Genomic DNA, 16,413 nt, shown 5'->3' with positions numbered 1-16,413 from the left:
CACAAACACTTACAGAACGTCCGATTAACCGCAAACTGCAACCTCTAGGGGATACTATAGTTGGAGGTATTTAGTAACACATATATATGGATCTCTCGCCCATAAAAAGGTTTTGCTAAAATATAAATACTTCATCTCATTTCTGCAGAAGCCGTTTTATGTCCCAGGAGAGAACCTCCCGGGATTCCGCCCCCGTAAGCCCGGCACCGCAGGCAACCGCCCACCGTGCCTCTTTTGACATAAGATCCGACGGCGCATGCGTATCGGAATCGACCACCAGCCTGCAGCCGGCCTCCCGCGCCACCCGCACAACGTGACCGTTGGTCCGGTTGTGCCCCCCACGGGAGGTGATCTCGAGCGCGATCCCCCGCGTGGCAGCCTCGCGCGCATCCTCCTCCGTGACGAGACCGGGATGCGCGAGCACGTCCACGTCCTCGCAGGTGCAGGCGGCGCGGTTGGTCCCCGGCGCCACCGGTTCCACGACCGTCTCCCCGTGGACCACGACGATATCGGCGCCACGCCGTTTTGCGTCGCGTGCAAGCGCCGGGATCAGCGTGGGCGGGACGTGGGTGAGCTCCACCCCGACGAGCAGGTCGACGCCGTAGCACCGCGCCGCGTCGCGGACCTCGCCCACCGCCTCCACCAGGTGCGCAAGGTTCGAGGCGTCCGCGTGGTCCGTGACGGCCAGGGTCTCGTAGCCGAGGACGGCGGCCCGGCGGACGAGCTCCGTCGGGAGGAGCTCGCCGTCGGAGAGGATGGTGTGGGTGTGCAGGTCGTACATCCCGGTCACTTCCGGCCCGAGAGGCCGCGGGCGACCTTCCGGATCAGGTCTTCCTTGCTCCCCTCCCACTCCGCGACGATCCGGCCCTCGCGCTCGGCCCACCGGGCGGGGTGGTGGTGCTCCTCCACGCGGTGCGGGACCTTCATCCGCCGCAGGACCGCCTCGATCGCGGCAAGCTCCGGGGACTTCGCGCCGAGGTTTTTCGCGACGCGACGCCCTTCCCGCCGCTGGAGCGTGGCGTCGAAATAACAGGGGTACAGGATGCGTTCTGCGCTCATTGTCGTAGGGTTTGGGCGTGTTAACCTATAAACAGATCATGATCACAGTATATACCATGCACCACATCGACGTCCACGTGGAGAAGGACATCTACGACGTCAACAACCGGATCGCCGACGCCAACGCCGCCCACCTCAGGGGTCACGGGATCCGGGCGTTCGACCTCCTCGGCGCCATCGGGTCGGGAAAGACCGCCCTGATCGAGCGGCTCGCCCCGAAACTCAAAGAGCGGGGCCTCCGCGCCGGCGCCATCGCCGGGGACGTCTACGGCGACGACGACTTCCAGCGGATCGTCGCAGCCGGGGTCCCGGCCTACAACGCCAATACCGGGAAGGAGTGCCACCTCGACGCCCACCTCGTCGAGCACGCCATCGAGCACCTGCCGCTCGATGAGATCGACGTCCTCTTCATCGAGAACGTCGGGAACATGGTCTGCCCGACCGACTTCCGCCTGGGCGCCGAGAAGAGGATCGTCATCGTCAGTTCGACCGAAGGGGATGACGTCGTGAACAAGCACCCGATGATGTTCCGCGGGAGCAACATCGGCGTCATCAACAAGGTCGACCTCGCAGGGTTCGTCGGCGCCGACCTCGACCGGATGGAGCGCGACATGCACCGCTACAACCCGGAGATGAAGGTCTTTAAGACGAACATGAAGACCGGCGAAGGGCTCGAGGCGCTGCTTGACGCGATCCTCGCGTGATCAGCAGGGTTAAATATCCCGGTCTCGAATAGTTATAGCACTTTAACGAGAGATCGCTATCCCCTGGGGGTACCGCATCCTCAGCAGAGTATATTTCGGTGGTCACATGCAGTGGCAAGGAAGATCAGTACGGAAGCCCTCCGGCGGGCGCTACCACACCTCCCGGGGCAAGATGAGAGCGGAGATCGGCAGAGCTCCCGCAGAAACGCACATCGGTGAAGAACGCAAGAAGATCGTCCGCACCTTCGGGGGCAACCAGAAGGTCCGGGCACTCCGGCTCGACTACGCGACGGTCGCGAACCCCGCGGACGGTACGACCCGGAAAGTGAAGATCGAGACGGTCGAGGCGAACAGCGCCAACCCCAACTACGTCCGGCGGAACCTCCTGACCAAGGGCGCCATCATCAGGACCGAGATGGGCCGCGCACGGATCGTCAGCAGACCCAGCCAGGACGGCGTCGTCAACGCCGTCCTGATCGCATAATACTTTTTTTTCACGGCTTGAGGTAACGCCAGCCTTCAGCCTGCCTGACGACCAGCTCCACGATAGCGGACGGAACGGTCCCGACGTAGCCGGGGAAGTCGCTGCGCAGGATATTCCGGGAGCGGAGGGTGTTCTCGCAGACGACGAAACGGACGCCGCTCTCCGCGAGCCGCTCCATGAGCTCCGCATGGGAGCTGCCGGTGCGGAGCCCTTCTACCCCCCCGGCGTGGGCGACCACCTCGACCTCGACGCCTTCGAGTTCGTCGATGAGATTCTTCACGTTATTCAGGACGAGAGGCACCTTCTCGCGCTCGTCAAGGTGGAAGACGACCTTTTCCGGTGTCATATCGCCGTCACGCTCCCGTGGAGTTCGGCGCTCGCGGGACCCCGGGCGAGGTAGCGTTCGAGCGCCTCGATCGCATGGATATCGAGGTTCTCCCGGTTCATCCCGTATTGCGGCGGGACGCCCTGGCCGGTGACGAACGCGGCACGGTAGACGGTGTCCGGGTCGAGCCTTCTCCCGCCGGCAAAGAACTCCTGGATCCGGAGGCCGGGCGCGTTCTCGAGCTTGCAGTAGAGTTTGATCCCCATACACCGCTTCACGTAACCCCCCATCTGCTCGTAGGGATCGCGCGAGAAGGTCCGCTCCAGGTTCTCCTCCATCATCGCCCGGAGCTCCCGGCCCGTGATCTCGACCGTCGAGACCGGTGGGTTGACCGGAATGATGTTCCAGAGGTCGTTTGCCGTCACCGGGCCCGGCGGCACCGGGGCGCCGTAGCGCCAGCCGTTCGAGAACGCCATCTCCGCGCCCGTGACGTCCAGGATCGCCTGCAGGAGGAGGTTGTCCATCGTGGCCTCAAGGACCGTGGTCCGCGAGAGCCCCGTCCGGGTCTCCCCGACGACCCGCGAGAGGCGTTCGCGGTGCGGGTCCACGACCCCCGCGACCAGGTCCTCGACCTCGGGGTCGGGCCGGATCTCCTCCCCGACGACGAGCAGTTCGTGGGAGTAGCGCTTCACCCGCCGGTTCTCCACGGCGAGGTCAAGCCGGCCGAGGAAGGAGCCGTGGCAGCCGGACTGGATGATGATCGTATCGTTGACGACCGCAGGCTCAAAGAGGCGGTTGTGGGTGTGCCCCGAGAGGAGGATGTCGATCCCGTCCACCTCACCCGCGAGTTTCACCTCCTGCGGGAAACCGAGGTGCGAGACCACCACGACGAGGTCCACCCCCTCCTCGTCGCGGAGCCGGGCGATATGCTCCGGAAGCTCCTCGTTCCCCAGGGTAAAATGGATCCCCTCCGAGAAGGACTCCGGCATCACCTTGTCGACGATGGTCGCGGCGATTCCGATGACGCCCACCTGGAGGTCTTCGGTCTCGCAGACCGCGGATGGTGGAAAGACAAGGTCGCCGGTCGCGTCGTCGTAGCAGTTGACGGCGAGAACGGGATAGTCGAGGGCGCGGGCCACCTTCCGGAACTGCTCCGGCCCGTAGGCGAACTCCCAGTGGGCGGTCATGCCATCGAGGCGGAGGGCGTTCAGGACCGGGACGAGCGCCTCACCCTTCGACTGGACGGCAGGGTAGGTCCCGTGGATGGTGTCGCCGCAGTCGAACGAAAGCACCCTCTCGCCCCGAGTATCCCGTATCCCCTCGAGGAGCGCGGCGATCCGGGCATACCCGCCGGCGATCCGGTACTCCGGCAGGCCCGCAGTGTAGAAGAGTTCCTGGTGCGGCTCCAGGTAACCGTGCGAGTCGTTCACCTGGAGGAGGGTGAGGTGGTCGGTCATGGGTGCCGGGAGGGCGGGGTATGTCAAAAACCTTTGCGCTCCGGCGGGATCATATCCTTTTTACGTTCCGCGGGCGTCACTTCTAGTGATGCGCAGGATATACCATCGTTTCCCCCAGTCCATCGATCTCGACTTCGAGCTCGCCCGGCCGTTCCAGGATGTCCTTGCCTGCATGGCCCGGATGCACGACACTCATACGACCGGCAGGGGCCCTGACGGCCTCGTCAAGGAGCGGATCGTCCTCCAGGTCGCCGACGGCCGGACGCAGTTCCAGGACCTCGATGCCACGCTCACGCGCGCCGGTGCCATCACCGAGGTGGCGGACTTCCGGGTCGGCCTGCAGAAGACGCTCCTCACCCCCGACAAACGGCTGCCGGTCTCGGAGAACGTCTTTTACCTCCGGCTCGTCGATAAGGGGCCGGTGACGGAATGCTACGTAGCAAAAGAGAGCCGCCTCGGCGATATGGATGCGATGGACCTGCGAAGCCTGCTCAAGGGTGCCTGCGAGTGAGCGTCAGGATCGCGGTTGCCGCGCCGTTCAAGCACATGCGCAAAGATCGGCTGCAGAGGAGCGAGTTCGTCTTCTACATCGCCATCGACCGGAAATGGATGAACAAGGAGCAGGCAAACCAACTCCTGGAGCGGGCGATCGCGGAAGGGCTTGTCGCGGTGGACGGGGGATCCATCCGGCCGCTCTTTGATATCGCAGAGGTTTCGATCCCCCTCGGCTTCAAGCCCACCTCGGAAGTCCTCGCGGCCGAGAACCCCTACGAGGACTTGATCGGGCGGGTCGCCGCCGCCACGGGAAAGCCGCCGCAGGAGGTCTTTGCGGAGCTCCACCGGGTCGTGACCGACCACTTCGACGGCAACCTCCGGGCGGAGGCGGCGGCGGTCATCCTCGCACGGAAATACGGGGTGGCGTTCGAGGACAAACTCCCCGCTCTGGAACGGTCGGTCGCAAAGCAGCGGTAAGGAGCGGGGGGCCGCCGGCCCGGAGCGGCATCTCAGGCAGGGATAGCCGGCAGTCGCAGCACCATTCTGTAGTACGGCTCCCCCCCGTCGCTGGCACCTGCGAGCTCGCCCGTCACAACGAATCCGAGTTTCGTGTAGAGCAACTGGGCGGGGATGTTCTCTTTGCCGACATACAGGACTATCTTGTTGATGCCGTTCAACTGCATCTCCCGGACGCTGATAATGAGTAACTGCTCCCCGATACCCTGTCCCCGGTGCTCCCTATCAACTGCCATCGAGTAGAGCACGGCAGTTTTCCTGATGCCGCAGAGGGTCAGCATGGGCTTAACGCAGTAGACAGAGTATCCGACGACCCCTGCGTCTAACTTCGCAACGTAGAAGACCTGGCTGAAGATCCTGGAATAGCGATCAAATGATCCGTCCGAGGCAATGTCGCAGAACTCGTGATGGATCTGGAGGACATCGTAATAGACCCGGAGGACATCGTCGAGTGCAACCGAGTTGATCGTGGTGATGTAACCTCCGGGAATTTTATCCCAGTTCTGGATCATCCTGCTTCCGAAGTAATCGCAGATCATCCGTTTTTGGCGCTGTACGAGAGAGACGCCCTTCTTTGCGGCGCTTTTAATCGGATTGAGCCCTTTATCTCGAAAATTCTGGACAGTCCCTGACAATGGCGTCACCCTGGTGAACCCCTTCGGGAAGGCAGTTGCCCACGCCAGACACTGTGATGCTATTTAGCACTTTGTCAGGCACAACATTAGACAGGTGCGCAGGGCCCACTCCGCCGATCCGCAGTGTATACCGCGAGATCCAGGCGCCCCACGCACGCCCGCAACTGCGGGGCGTGCACGCTCCGCGACACCTGCCCTGCCACGCTCGGGGAACCCTGGCGAGGCGGGTAGGACCGATCCCCGCGGGGAACTATCTTCCCCGTGACCGGGATGAGGATACGCGGCAGGTCATCCCGGAAGAACGGATCAGAAGGAAAAAATGGGTGCTGATTATTCGGCAGCCGCCTCGGGCTGTCCGAAGTATTCAGATAAGGGTTTTGCACCGCTCTGCTTCACGGCGGCGTTGATCTGGACGAAATCGGCGCTGATCTCGCTGCCCCGCACCGACTTTCTGCGGCGTTCCCCGTCCATGACCGGGTGGAACCCGACGCCCTCGGAGAGGAGGAGCCTCCTCCTTGCCGGTCCGGGGAGGTCGCGGCGTGCCGGGATACCGGTCTTGTCCGTACCGCCGGTGAGTTTGATCGTGTAGCCCGCAAGGCCGAAGATGCTCCCGTCGACCTCGTCGCCGATGCGCTTGCCAATGAGCGCTCTGGCGGCCGGATCGGCTGCATCGATCTTGTATGAACGCCCGGTCTCCGGGTCTGAGAGGATGATTTTGAAATCCACCATATGACGACTCCTTCGAAAGTACCTATACAGTTTGATAATATGGTATTAAAAAGCATACCTCATCGGCCCGGGAACGGGAGCCGGAGAGGTGCCGGGGATCCCCCGGCCTCTCACCGGCGGCAGGGCAAGAGCCCGGAGCTCCGGGACCGGCGAGCGCAAGGGGGTCACTTCCCCCAGAAGGGGTCCTCGCGGCGCCGGAGCATGGTGAACTCTTCGAGTGTCTCCCGCACGCTCGAACTCAACTGGTTGATCATCTCCCGCTCGATCACCTTCACGTGCCGCTCGGGAACGTCGACGTAGAGGTCGTCGTCGACGTTGATCTGGCGGCCGACGGTCGGGCCCTCGATCGAGATCGCGACCTCTTTGCCCGCCTCCGCCTCCTGGACCGTCTCGTTCTTGGCCTGGATCTGTTTGATCCGGCCGATCTTCTTGCCGTTCGGGAGGGCGAGGTCGACGCCGCTCTGGAGTTTTCCGCCGAGGATCCGGACGCCGACCACCGCCGGGTTGCTCTGGCGGAAGACGCAGTTGGGGAGGATCCGGATCTTGGCCGGCATGATCAGTTTCTCGAACTGCTGCCGCTCGAGTTCCTGCTTCTTCTCCTCGCGCCACTCGATGTAGTCGTCGAGGAGCTGGTAGATGACGCCGCCCTCAAAGATGCTGACGTGGGACATCGCGGCGTCCGCGAGGGCGTCGACCGCGTCCGGCAGGACAGGGGTGTTGAAGGCGACGATCGCGCTGTAGAGGGGGTCGCGGATCGTTCCCGCCTCGATGACGTCGTGGCGGGTGACCGGCCCGACGGCGGCCCGCATCACCTGGACATGGTGGCCCTCGAGTTCCTTTGAGAGGGCTTCGAGAGCGCCGATGGTGTCCGCCCGGATGAGGACCCCTATATCGGAGAGGGTCACCTGGATATCTTGGACCTCGTGCCGGACCTGCTCGATGATCTCGTCGCGGTTGCCGCCCCGGACAACCCGGAAGGGGGAGCCCGCGATGACCCCGTCGAGTTTCGGGGCGGCGACCTTGATACCCGCGGCGGCGGTGACGGATTTGACGCGCTCGAACCGCTCCTCGATCAGGATCTCCTTCATCGGCCGGGGCTTCAGGAGGGACCGGACCTTCGTCTCGATGATCTGATCGTTCCCTGCCACGACAACCTCGTCCCCGACATTGAGGGTGCCGTCGTAGAGGATCAGGTCGAGCGTCATCCCGAGCCCCCGCTCCTCCTTCACCTCAAGGACGGTGCCGGCACCGGGACCGTCGGCGCTGACTTTGAGGTTCTCGGTCATGTAGCGCTGGGCAAGCCCGATCAGCACCATGAGGATGTCGGGGAGGCCCTCGCCGGTGATGGCGCTCGTGGGGACGATACAGATGTTCCGCGCGAAGTCCGAGACCCGGTCGAACCGCTCGGAGCTGAAGCCGAGGTCGGAGAGTTTGCCGACGAGTTCGTAGACCTTCGTCTCGAGCGTGCCCTGGACACGCTCGTTCTGCTGCGCAAAGGTCTTCGCGAACGGCTGGCCCTGCTGGACGCGCCAGCCGTGGATGCGGTCGACCTTGTTTGCCGCAATCACGAACGGCGTCTTGTAGTTGCGCAGGATCTGGAGGGCCTCGATCGTCTGGGGGCGGAAGCCCTCGTTGATGTCGACGACGACGATGGCCATGTCGGCGAGCGCACCGCCGCGCGCACGGAGGGTGGTGAAGGCGTGATGGCCGGGGGTGTCGATGAAGAGGAGGCCGGGGATGTTGACGCTGACCTTGCTCAACGCGCCGCTCATCCGGGTGATCGCGTCGATGGGAACGAGCGTGGCGCCGATATGCTGCGTGATCGCGCCTTCCTCGGTCGATACCACGGACGATCCCCGAATCCTGTCGAGGAGCGACGTCTTGCCGTGGTCTACGTGGCCCATCACGCAGACGATGGGGGTCCTGATCGATGATTGTTTTGCCATGGTTATCACCTTCCGGTATAGGATGTATGACGGATGATCCTCAAAAATCCGGAATATTTGCCGTTTCTCCCGAATCAAACCCCGGTAGAGGCGATTCTTCTGCCCCCGGGTGCCGGGCGCCGCCCGGATCGCTGGTACGTTATAGAACATGGGGTCTATTAATAATTCACCCTGCAATTGCAGATTTCCAGCGCCCGAACTCCTCCTCTTTCGGGGCGCCGTCCCCCGCACCGGCCCGGAGAGTGAGGGGGAGTCGCACCCCGGCCCGGGGTCGCCGGCAGATCGCACGAACCCCGGCGGGCGCGGGCCATGAGGCGCCTGCGATCCCCGGGAGGGTGCGGGAGAGAGTGGACGGAACGTCCGGGGTTCGAGAAGGCCGAAGGTCTTTAAGTCGTGGAGGTGTCGAAGAGATACCTTAATCAAATCGAACTACCAACTATAATGAGTACCTTGCCAGGGTGGGGTAGTTGGTTATCCTAAGGGACTGTGGATCCCTCGACCCGGGTTCGAATCTCGGCCCTGGCCTCCTTATTTCATCTCGATTCTCCACACAGTCAGGCAGTTTTTTCCGATCTCTCCTGCACGGGAGTGAGGGGCAATCCTCATCATCCCCTCACCCCCGGCCCCATGTCGGATGGTCGCCGTGACGCTCGCCATCATCTACCTCCTCCCGCGGTTGACGAAGGCCGTTCCGTCCTCGCTCGTCGCCATCATCGTGGTAACCGCCGCCGCCATCGCCGCCAAGGCCGACGTCCTCACCGTCGGGGATCTGGGGGAGATCACCAGAGCGCTCCCCCTCTTCCACCTCCTCGCCGTGCCGCTGACCGTGGAGACGCTCGTCATCGTCGGTCTGCTCGAGTCGCTCCTGACGGCCTCCATCGTCGACGAGATGACCGATACGAGAGCAATAAGGACCGGGAGGTCAGAGGGCAGGGGATTGCGAACTGCGTCGCCGGGTTCTTCGGCGGGATGGCCGGCTGCGCGGTGATCGGCCAGTCGGTCATCAACGTCAGATCCGGCGGCACCGGCAGGCTCTCGAGTCTCGTCGCCGGCCTCTTCCTGATCTTCCTCATCATCGCGCTCGGTGACATCGTTGCGCAGATCCCGATGGCCGCTCTCGTCGGCGTCATGATCGTCGTCGCGATCGGGACCTTCGAGTGGCACTCGATCCGCGACCTCAGGAAGATCCCGGCAGGCGACGCGGCGGTCATGCTTCTCACGATCGCGATCGTGGTCTACACCCACGATCTCGCAAAAGGAGTCATCGCCGGGGTCATCCTCGCGGCCCTGATATTCGGGTGGAAACTCTCGGTCATCTCGGCGCCGGGCAGCATCCGGCCGGACGGGGTCAAGGTCTACACGGTGAAAGGCCAGCTCTTCTTCGGCACGATGACCTCGTTCATCGGTCTCTTCGACTACGCCGGCGACCCGGAGCGGGTCCGGATCGACTTCTCGCACTCCCACATCTGGGACCAGTCGGCCGTCGAAGCGATCGCACGGGTCGTGCACAAGTACCAGCAGCAGGGCAAATCGGTCTATGTCATCGGCTTGAACCCGGAGAGCCAGGAGACGCTTGATAAGGGATTTTCGTAATCTATCCCCCCTCCATCGCGTCGAGAGCCGCCCGGGCGGCCGCTGCTGTGGCTGGAGAGGAGAGGGGAAAGCGGGTCGTGCAGCCGGGTATGCCGGCGCGTCGATCTGTTCGAGCCGTGCGCCGAACAGGTCGGCATCGCCCGCTCTGCGAGCCGATATGCGCACGCTGGCGGCAGAGCCCGGATCGAGGACCGGGTACCCGGCAACCCGAGGAGAAGGTATATATCGCACATCACTGTTCTGCATACCCCATGATCCATGTCTCAGTCAACAATGTGATCGAGGAGACCGGGAACGCCGTGCAGGCTGCCGCCGGTACGATACGGACCCCCGGCATACACACAGGCTCTGCCCCCTCGGGGCGGAATGAGCAAAAGGACGGAGGCACCAGGCCATGACGGTGCGAGATCCGGTCTGCGGCATGGAGCTCGAGGAGCGGGAGGTCAGGTTCACGAGCGAGTACCGGGGCAGGACCTACTCGTTCTGCAGCCTCGCCTGCAAGAAGAAGTTCGATGCGAACCCCGAGATCTACCTGCGGGGGAGCGGCGGGTGAGGCGGATATGAAGATCGTCGTCGCAGACCCGATCTTCCTGACGGAGGCTTACCGCCGCCGGCTCGATCACCTCGGCGAGGTCGACGTGTACGACACCTACCCGGCCGACGACGCCGGGTTCCGGGACCGGATACGCGACGCGGAGGTCGTGGTCGTCGGCCGATACGGGATGCGTGCCGACGCCTTCGCCGCGGCCCCGCACCTCCGGATGGTCGCGGTCTGGCAGACCGGATACGACCACGTGGACCTCGAAGCGGCAACCCGGGCGGGGGTCGTCGTCTCGAACGTCCCTGCCTACGCCTTTGAGGCCGTGGCCGAGTTCGTCTTCGCCTACGCCCTCGCCCTGCTGCGGCGGGTCCACGTCGCCGATGCCCGGCTCCGGGGCGGCGGGTTTGACTGGCGGGAGTACTGCGGCCGCCAGCTGATGGGCATGACCATCGGCGTCATCGGCACGGGCGACATCGGGACGCGTGTCGTCCAGATTGCCCACGGGTTCGGCATGCGGGTCCTCTCGACCACGGCACACCCCAGTCCCGAACGGGCCCGGCGGCTCGGCCTCGAGTTCGTTGACTTAAAAACGCTGCTCGCCGAGTCGGACATCCTCACGCTTCACGTCCCCCTGACCCCGTCGACCGAACGGATGATCGGGGCGCGGGAACTGGCCCTGATGAAGCCCGGCGCCATCCTGATCAACACCTCCCGCGGCCGGGTGATCGATGAGGGGGCGCTCGTCGAGGCGCTCGCTGCGCGGCGTCTCGCCGGGGCAGGCCTCGACGTCTTCGAGCACGAGCCGCTCCCTCAGGAGAGCCCGCTCCGGCAGCTCGACAACGTGCTGCTCTCGCCGCACATCGCGTTCCTGACCGAGGAGTCGATGGACGAGTGCACGTTCACCACCATACAGAATATCGAGCACTTCGCGGCCGGCCGACCGGAGAACGTGGTGAACCCCGGGGTGCTCGAGAGGGGCGCGGCTCCGCGGCTGCAACAACCCTGAACTTCCTGCTTCGCAAAGTGCAAGAAGGCATCCGATGCGAATCCCTAATCCCCGGCCGGCGGGCGGACCCGGCATTACCCGGTTTTCAGGCGGCTTCTGCCGCCGTTTCTCCCCGGCACCCTTACGCCTCTCTACCGTCTCCCCACGAGGCCGGCGAGCCAGACGATCGCCAGTATCCCGACCACCAGCCAGACCAGGAGGAAGAGCCCGCCGAGGATCATCGCAACAGGCATCATGACCGCCATCCAGCCATAGTAGGGCATATCGTGCCAGAACCCCCCGCCCTGCTGCCCGCAGTAGCCGGTTCCCGTCATCCGGTCGAACATCGTGCTGTAGCCTGCCGGATACTCGTGCATCAACTCAACAAGCCGGTCCTGCTCGGCGGAGGTCATGTTCCCCTCCATCATCTTCACCATCAGGCCTTCCATCTCTTCGTGGGCGGTCGCGTTCATCGACCGCTCCTCGAGGGTCTGCATCATCTCATACCCGGTCCCGTCCGGGTGCATCGGCGACGTATGGGCGCTGCCTGCCGCCGGGAGAGCACAGAGGAGTATGCAGAGGACGACTGCTAATCTCAGCATGGCGGCGAATACCCGCACGGGCAAATCAATTTTATCTCCTCCGGAGTTCCTTCGGAGACCGGGTGGGGGCACCGGAGCTACCCGTGACCGAGCGCCGGATCTAGCGAGCCCGGTGGGCATGGAGCGATGAGACTCACCACGGTCGCAAGGAGGGGAAACGTCGTGAACGCACTGGATCCGGTATGGGGCATACCCATCGATACAAAGAAGACCCCGTTCAGGGTCGAGATCAGAGGCCGCACCTATTACTTCGTCGACGAACAGCACATGCGCAGGTTCCTGGAAGGGGCGCGGGTCGCATACTTCTCCATGGAGATCGGACTGGAGGAGGGGATCCGGACCTACAGCGGAGGGCTCGGGGTTCTCGCCGGGGATACCATCAAATCGGGTTCGGACCTCAAACTTCCCATGGTGGCCGTCACCCTGGTGAACCGGATGGGGTACTTTCGGCAGGTGATATCGGAGACCGGAGACCAGCTCGAATACCCCGATCCCTGGGAACCGTCGGCGTTCATGCGGGAGCTCCCCGATACCGTGGAGGTGCGGATCGGGGAGAGAGTGGTCAGGGTGAAGACCTGGATCTACGACTACCAGAGCCCGGCAGGATCGCTCATCCCTATCCTCTTCCTGGACACCGACGTCAATGGGAACACCCCTGAAGACCGGCTGATCACGAGCCACCTCTACGGCGGCGACGAGATCTACAGGCTCAAACAGGCCATCGTCCTCGGCATCGGGGGCGTCCGGATGCTGAAAGCCCTGAACTTCACCATCCTGAAGTACCACATGAACGAAGGGCAGTCCAGCCTGCTCGCCCTGGAACTCCTCCGGCGAAACGACATGGACGCGAATAAGACACGGGACCGCTCTGTCTTCACCACCCACACGCCCGTGGCCGCCGCGTTCTTCTCGTTCTCTTACGAGACGGCCCGCGACCTCCTCGGCGACGAGTTCGATATGGAGGAGATCCGGGTCTTCGCCGGGGAGGACCGGTTCAACATGACCGCGCTCGCGCTCAACCTGAGCACCTACGTGAACGGGGTGGCCCGCGCCCACGTGGAGTCCTCCACGAGACTCTTCCCCGGCTACCATATCCGGGCGATAACCAACGGCGTCCACCCCTGCACCTGGACCTCGCAGCCGTTCAAGGAACTCTTCGACAGGTATTTCACAGGATGGGCGCTCGAACCGGACCTCCTGGTGCGGATCGACACCGTCCCCCACGAAGAGGTCCGCAACGCCCATATGAAGGCAAAGGCCGCCCTGCTCCGGTATATCGCCGAGAAGACCGGCACCGACCTGGAGCCCGATACCCTGACCCTCGGGTTTGCCCGGAGGATGACCGGGTACAAGAGAGCCACGCTCCTCTTCTCCGATCTCGACAGGCTCAGGAAGGTTCTCCGGAGAGGGCCGATCCAGGTCGTGATGGCCGGGAAAGCTCATCCCCGGGACGAACCGGGAAAGGGCCTGATCCGGGAGATCCATGCCGCCGGGAAGACGCTGAAAGGCGACGTCGATCTCGTCTTCCTCGATGACTACGGGATCGATCTCGCGAAACTGCTCACCTCGGGCGTCGATGTCTGGCTCAACACCCCGCTCCCCCCGTATGAGGCGAGCGGCACGAGCGGGATGAAGGCGGCGTTCAACGGCGTGGTCAATTTCAGCGTCCTCGATGGCTGGTGGGCGGAGGGATGGATGGAGGGAAACACCGGGTGGGCGATCGGGCCGGCTCCTGATGCAATCATCGGCATCGAGGCCCGCAGAGCCATGGAACTCGACGACCTCTACAACAAACTCGAGTATCTCATCATCCCGAAGTTCTACCACGAGAAGGACAGCTGGGCGACGATGATGCGAAACTCCATCGGGAAGATCGCCTCCCACTTCCACACGCACCGCATGATGCGGAGGTATGCGTCGGAGGCGTACCTTTAGGGGCTGCCGTCCGTCGAAAGGCCCCCGTGGAGGCTCCGGATCCGAGTCCTCATAGCAGTTAAATAGCAGAAGGGCGTCGAGGGGCCTCGACGGACAGGAGAGATCTGAATGGTGGAACTGTGCCCGGTATGCCTGATGCCCGTAGAGGATGAGTATCCCCTGTATAGAGCCCGGTACAAAGGGAAGGAGTATGTCTTCCACACCTCTCGCTGTAAGGAGAAGTTCCTCGAAGATCCGGAGAAGTATCTCGCGGAAGGAGGCCCGGCCGGGGAAGAACACTGCGGCGTGCCGGAACAGAAGTAAGTCAGGGGCGATCCCCCGGGTCCCATATGTACCGTGTCGGGCTCGATTGCGGTAGACTATCTGCGAGCGAGGCAGGGGGAGGGGAAACCGCAGCCGCTGCCCGACCTCGCAACCCGCTCTTCTCATGGGGTCTCGTTGCCGCCCCGGACCTCTCCGGTTCCCGGCCCGCTCGCCCGGACGAGGTCAGGGTGCCGCGGGATGACCGCCGCCGGGAAGACTTATCTATACCCGGCCCGCCCAGGGGGCGGCCTCACCCCGGACGGGGAGGACGTGACACCATGGCAGACGAAGACCGGAGCATCGTCCCCCCGGCCCCCCGCGGCCGCGAACTTCTCGCGTGGATAGGGCCCGCGATCATCTGGATGATCTCGGCCATCGCGACCGGGGAACTCCTCTTCACCCCGCGGATCGCCTCGCTCTACGGCTACACCGTCCTCTGGACGCTCATCCTCGCGATATTCCTCAAGGCGCTCCTCGCCCGTGAGATCGGGCGGTATGCGGTCGTGACGGGAGGGTCGCTCCTCCAGGGGATCAAGAACCTCCCCGGACCGAAGAACTGGGGGGTCTGGATCATCATCCTCCCGCAACTCTTCGTCGCGGTCACCACCATCACCGGCATGGCGGGGGCTGCGAGTTCCGCGATCATCCTCGCACTTCCCGGCGGGTTCACGGCCTGGGCGGTCATATTCCTGCTGATCTCGCTGACTCTGGTCTTCTTCGGGAAGTACAGAGGTGTAGAGTACGCCTCGATCGTGATGGCCATCATCATCATCGTCGCCCTGGTCATCACCGCGGCCTTCGTCTTCCCCGGCACCGAACCGCTCGCCGCCGGCCTGGTCCCGGCCCTCCCCGCCGACGTCGACTTCGCCGAACTCCTCCCCTGGATCGGGTTCATGATGTCGGGGGCCGCCGGCCTGATCTGGTACTCCTACTGGCTCACGGCCCGGGGTTACGGGGCCGCCTACCACACCGTCCACCGGCGCGAAGGAGAGGTGGCGGTCATCGAGGAGGAGAGCCTGCCGGATATCGCCCACCTCTCTCCGACCGAGACCGGGCGGATGCGCGACTGGATCCGGATCATGACCTTCTCGACGACGGTCGCGGCAAGCATCGTCCTCATCCTGCTCATCGCGCTCCTCATCCTGGGCACCGAACTCCTCCGGCCGCAGGGCCTCCTCCCAGAGGGCCCGGAGGTGACCGCGGTCCTCTCGGTCCTCCTCGGCGACGTCTGGGGACCGCCGGGCGCGTGGCTGATGATCCTTGCCGCATTCTTCGCCTTCTGGAGCACCATCGTCGCGAACCTCGACGGCTGGACCAGGATGCTCGGCCAGGGGTCGATCTTCATCGCCCGCCAGGTGAGGGCGGCCGGGCGCTGGGTCTCGATGCGGTTCTACCGCTACGTCTACCTGCTCGGCCTGATGGGAGTCCTGCCGCTCATCCTCATCGTCGTCTGGCCCGAGCCCGTCACCTTCCTCGGCATGGCGGGGATCGTCGAGGCGATCCACATCCCGGTGGTCGCGTTCGCGACGCTCTACCTGAACCGGAAGACGCTGCCCCGCGAGCTCCGGCCGTCCCTCTCCATCACCGTCCTGACCTTTGCCGTGGGCGTATTCTTTGCAGCCTTCTCGGTCTACTACATCGCCATCGAGATTTTCGGCCTGGCATGAGGTATGCCGGTCCGGGATGCGGCACCTTCTTGACGCTAAAAAGAGAGGGATGCCCCCCGGCAAGGGGGGAGGAGACGATGCGATGAAACTCGATCTGAAAGCGTTCGCCCTCACGGGAGGGCTCTTCTGGGGACTGGGAGTCTTTATCCTGACCTGGTGGCTGCTTCTCACGCGGAGCACGCAGGGGAGGGGACACGTATACGGGGAACTTATCGGCCGGATATACCCCGGGTACCGCGTCAGCCCGAAAGGGAGCGTCATCGGCCTCGTATGGGGGTTCATCGACGGGTTCGCAGCCGCGGGCCTCTTCGGGCTGCTCTACAACCACCTCGTGAAGATGAAGCAATCCCGGCCGGCCCGGCACCATTGAGATTTCCACGACCAGGGCGGGGTGCCTCCATGCACCCCCGGATCCCCATTCTACCAGCGACGGTCGC

General features: G+C 63.9%; 20 protein-coding genes and 1 tRNA gene. 13 read left to right on the top strand and 8 right to left on the bottom strand.

Features of this window, described 5'->3' with window-relative positions; genetic code table 11:
• Window positions 1–136: 136 nt before the first annotated feature.
• Window positions 137–781, bottom strand: coding sequence for a histidinol phosphate phosphatase domain-containing protein (locus F8E02_RS05425; RefSeq protein WP_317064464.1), 645 nt, complete (start codon window positions 779–781; stop codon window positions 137–139).
• A 5-nt stretch (window positions 782–786) separates the two neighbouring features.
• Window positions 787–1,059: a signal recognition particle subunit SRP19/SEC65 family protein gene (locus F8E02_RS05420; RefSeq protein WP_317064463.1), complete on the bottom strand. Its 273-nt coding sequence runs from the start codon at window positions 1,057–1,059 to the stop codon at window positions 787–789.
• Between the two features lie 56 nt (window positions 1,060–1,115).
• On the opposite strand from F8E02_RS05420, the gene hypB reads away from it, so the two are divergent.
• Window positions 1,116–1,763, top strand: coding sequence for a hydrogenase nickel incorporation protein HypB (gene hypB / locus F8E02_RS05415; protein ID WP_317065154.1), 648 nt, complete (start codon window positions 1,116–1,118; stop codon window positions 1,761–1,763).
• A gap of 106 nt (window positions 1,764–1,869) precedes the next feature.
• Entirely contained in the window at window positions 1,870–2,247 is a 378-nt protein-coding gene (locus F8E02_RS05410; RefSeq protein WP_317064461.1) for a 30S ribosomal protein S8e, read from the top strand.
• A gap of 10 nt (window positions 2,248–2,257) precedes the next feature.
• On the opposite strand, the gene F8E02_RS05405 is transcribed toward F8E02_RS05410, so the two are convergent.
• On the bottom strand, window positions 2,258–2,593 hold the full coding sequence (locus F8E02_RS05405; RefSeq protein ID WP_317064460.1) for a DsrE family protein: 336 nt from the start codon (window positions 2,591–2,593) through the stop codon (window positions 2,258–2,260).
• Window positions 2,590–4,029, bottom strand: coding sequence for a bifunctional metallophosphatase/5'-nucleotidase (locus F8E02_RS05400; RefSeq protein WP_317064459.1), 1,440 nt, complete (start codon window positions 4,027–4,029; stop codon window positions 2,590–2,592). The genes F8E02_RS05405 and F8E02_RS05400 overlap by 4 nt, the downstream gene beginning before the upstream one ends.
• An 88-nt stretch (window positions 4,030–4,117) precedes the next feature.
• Here F8E02_RS05400 and F8E02_RS05395 point away from each other — a divergent pair, with 88 nt between their 5' ends.
• Window positions 4,118–4,540: a hypothetical protein gene (locus tag F8E02_RS05395; protein ID WP_317064458.1), complete on the top strand. Its 423-nt coding sequence runs from the start codon at window positions 4,118–4,120 to the stop codon at window positions 4,538–4,540.
• Entirely contained in the window at window positions 4,537–5,001 is a 465-nt protein-coding gene (locus F8E02_RS05390; protein ID WP_317064457.1) for a DUF2240 family protein, read from the top strand. Before F8E02_RS05395 ends, F8E02_RS05390 begins: the two co-directional genes overlap by 4 nt.
• A gap of 32 nt (window positions 5,002–5,033) precedes the next feature.
• Here F8E02_RS05390 and F8E02_RS05385 read toward each other — a convergent pair whose 3' ends face one another.
• The 3 genes from F8E02_RS05385 to infB all read right to left on the bottom strand — a co-directional run bounded on the left by F8E02_RS05385 (window position 5,034) and on the right by infB (window position 8,350).
• Complete coding sequence (locus F8E02_RS05385) at window positions 5,034–5,579, bottom strand: GNAT family N-acetyltransferase (protein ID WP_317064456.1); 546 nt, start codon at window positions 5,577–5,579, stop codon at window positions 5,034–5,036.
• Between the two features lie 426 nt (window positions 5,580–6,005).
• The gene (locus F8E02_RS05380; RefSeq protein WP_317064455.1) at window positions 6,006–6,404 is read right to left on the bottom strand and encodes a 30S ribosomal protein S6e; all 399 of its coding nucleotides are present in this window, start codon (window positions 6,402–6,404) and stop codon (window positions 6,006–6,008) included.
• Window positions 6,405–6,568: 164 nt separating this feature from the next.
• Entirely contained in the window at window positions 6,569–8,350 is a 1,782-nt protein-coding gene (infB, locus tag F8E02_RS05375; protein ID WP_317064454.1) for a translation initiation factor IF-2, read from the bottom strand.
• A gap of 452 nt (window positions 8,351–8,802) precedes the next feature.
• Here infB and F8E02_RS05370 point away from each other — a divergent pair.
• The 5 genes from F8E02_RS05370 to F8E02_RS05350 all read left to right on the top strand — a co-directional run bounded on the left by F8E02_RS05370 (window position 8,803) and on the right by F8E02_RS05350 (window position 11,490).
• Window positions 8,803–8,875: transfer RNA gene (locus F8E02_RS05370), tRNA-His, on the top strand.
• A 109-nt stretch (window positions 8,876–8,984) separates the two neighbouring features.
• Window positions 8,985–9,338, top strand: coding sequence for a hypothetical protein (locus F8E02_RS05365; protein WP_317065169.1), 354 nt, complete (start codon window positions 8,985–8,987; stop codon window positions 9,336–9,338).
• A complete protein-coding gene (locus F8E02_RS05360; RefSeq protein WP_317065153.1) occupies window positions 9,287–9,943 on the top strand; it encodes a SulP family inorganic anion transporter in 657 nt (218 codons plus the stop codon). The genes F8E02_RS05365 and F8E02_RS05360 overlap by 52 nt, the downstream gene beginning before the upstream one ends.
• A gap of 394 nt (window positions 9,944–10,337) precedes the next feature.
• Entirely contained in the window at window positions 10,338–10,496 is a 159-nt protein-coding gene (locus tag F8E02_RS05355) for a YHS domain-containing protein (RefSeq protein WP_317064453.1), read from the top strand.
• Window positions 10,497–10,503: 7 nt separating this feature from the next.
• Entirely contained in the window at window positions 10,504–11,490 is a 987-nt protein-coding gene (locus F8E02_RS05350; protein ID WP_317064452.1) for a 2-hydroxyacid dehydrogenase, read from the top strand.
• Window positions 11,491–11,621: 131 nt separating this feature from the next.
• Here F8E02_RS05350 and F8E02_RS05345 read toward each other — a convergent pair whose 3' ends face one another.
• A complete protein-coding gene (locus F8E02_RS05345) occupies window positions 11,622–12,071 on the bottom strand; it encodes a hypothetical protein (RefSeq protein WP_317064451.1) in 450 nt (149 codons plus the stop codon).
• 126 nt (window positions 12,072–12,197) lie between these two features.
• Here F8E02_RS05345 and glgP point away from each other — a divergent pair, with 126 nt between their 5' ends.
• From glgP to F8E02_RS05325, 4 genes are all read left to right on the top strand, one after another.
• Entirely contained in the window at window positions 12,198–14,006 is a 1,809-nt protein-coding gene (gene glgP / locus F8E02_RS05340) for an alpha-glucan family phosphorylase (protein WP_317064450.1), read from the top strand.
• Window positions 14,007–14,114: 108 nt separating this feature from the next.
• A complete protein-coding gene (locus F8E02_RS05335; RefSeq protein ID WP_317064449.1) occupies window positions 14,115–14,309 on the top strand; it encodes a YHS domain-containing protein in 195 nt (64 codons plus the stop codon).
• Between the two features lie 278 nt (window positions 14,310–14,587).
• Window positions 14,588–15,976: an Nramp family divalent metal transporter gene (locus F8E02_RS05330; protein ID WP_317064448.1), complete on the top strand. Its 1,389-nt coding sequence runs from the start codon at window positions 14,588–14,590 to the stop codon at window positions 15,974–15,976.
• 82 nt (window positions 15,977–16,058) lie between these two features.
• Window positions 16,059–16,346 carry a bacteriophage holin gene (locus F8E02_RS05325; RefSeq protein ID WP_317064447.1) on the top strand — a complete coding sequence of 96 codons (288 nt, stop codon included), beginning with the start codon at window positions 16,059–16,061 and terminating at the stop codon, window positions 16,344–16,346.
• Window positions 16,347–16,413: the final 67 nt, after the last annotated feature.

Source organism: Methanoculleus caldifontis (assembly GCF_032842345.1).
In the GTDB taxonomy this organism is placed as follows: Archaea; Halobacteriota; Methanomicrobia; order Methanomicrobiales; family Methanoculleaceae; genus Methanoculleus; species Methanoculleus caldifontis.
The sequence above is the reverse complement of the archived record's forward strand: the minus strand, read 5'-3'. Positions and strand labels throughout refer to the sequence as shown.

Coding starts and splice junctions, on each gene's coding strand:
- F8E02_RS05395 (WP_317064458.1), top strand. CDS start 4,118: ATGCGCAGGATATACCATCGTTTCCCCCAGTCCATCGATCTCGACTTC.
- F8E02_RS05325 (WP_317064447.1), top strand. CDS start 16,059: ATGAAACTCGATCTGAAAGCGTTCGCCCTCACGGGAGGGCTCTTCTGG.
- F8E02_RS05335 (WP_317064449.1), top strand. CDS start 14,115: ATGGTGGAACTGTGCCCGGTATGCCTGATGCCCGTAGAGGATGAGTAT.
- F8E02_RS05345 (WP_317064451.1), bottom strand. CDS start 12,071: ATGCTGAGATTAGCAGTCGTCCTCTGCATACTCCTCTGTGCTCTCCCG.
- F8E02_RS05380 (WP_317064455.1), bottom strand. CDS start 6,404: ATGGTGGATTTCAAAATCATCCTCTCAGACCCGGAGACCGGGCGTTCA.
- F8E02_RS05405 (WP_317064460.1), bottom strand. CDS start 2,593: ATGACACCGGAAAAGGTCGTCTTCCACCTTGACGAGCGCGAGAAGGTG.
- F8E02_RS05350 (WP_317064452.1), top strand. CDS start 10,504: ATGAAGATCGTCGTCGCAGACCCGATCTTCCTGACGGAGGCTTACCGC.
- F8E02_RS05425 (WP_317064464.1), bottom strand. CDS start 781: ATGTACGACCTGCACACCCACACCATCCTCTCCGACGGCGAGCTCCTC.
- glgP (WP_317064450.1), top strand. CDS start 12,198: ATGAGACTCACCACGGTCGCAAGGAGGGGAAACGTCGTGAACGCACTG.
- F8E02_RS05355 (WP_317064453.1), top strand. CDS start 10,338: ATGACGGTGCGAGATCCGGTCTGCGGCATGGAGCTCGAGGAGCGGGAG.
- F8E02_RS05330 (WP_317064448.1), top strand. CDS start 14,588: ATGGCAGACGAAGACCGGAGCATCGTCCCCCCGGCCCCCCGCGGCCGC.
- F8E02_RS05365 (WP_317065169.1), top strand. CDS start 8,985: ATGGTCGCCGTGACGCTCGCCATCATCTACCTCCTCCCGCGGTTGACG.
- F8E02_RS05400 (WP_317064459.1), bottom strand. CDS start 4,029: ATGACCGACCACCTCACCCTCCTCCAGGTGAACGACTCGCACGGTTAC.
- F8E02_RS05385 (WP_317064456.1), bottom strand. CDS start 5,579: ATGATCTGCGATTACTTCGGAAGCAGGATGATCCAGAACTGGGATAAA.
- F8E02_RS05410 (WP_317064461.1), top strand. CDS start 1,870: ATGCAGTGGCAAGGAAGATCAGTACGGAAGCCCTCCGGCGGGCGCTAC.
- infB (WP_317064454.1), bottom strand. CDS start 8,350: ATGGCAAAACAATCATCGATCAGGACCCCCATCGTCTGCGTGATGGGC.
- F8E02_RS05420 (WP_317064463.1), bottom strand. CDS start 1,059: ATGAGCGCAGAACGCATCCTGTACCCCTGTTATTTCGACGCCACGCTC.
- hypB (WP_317065154.1), top strand. CDS start 1,116: ATGCACCACATCGACGTCCACGTGGAGAAGGACATCTACGACGTCAAC.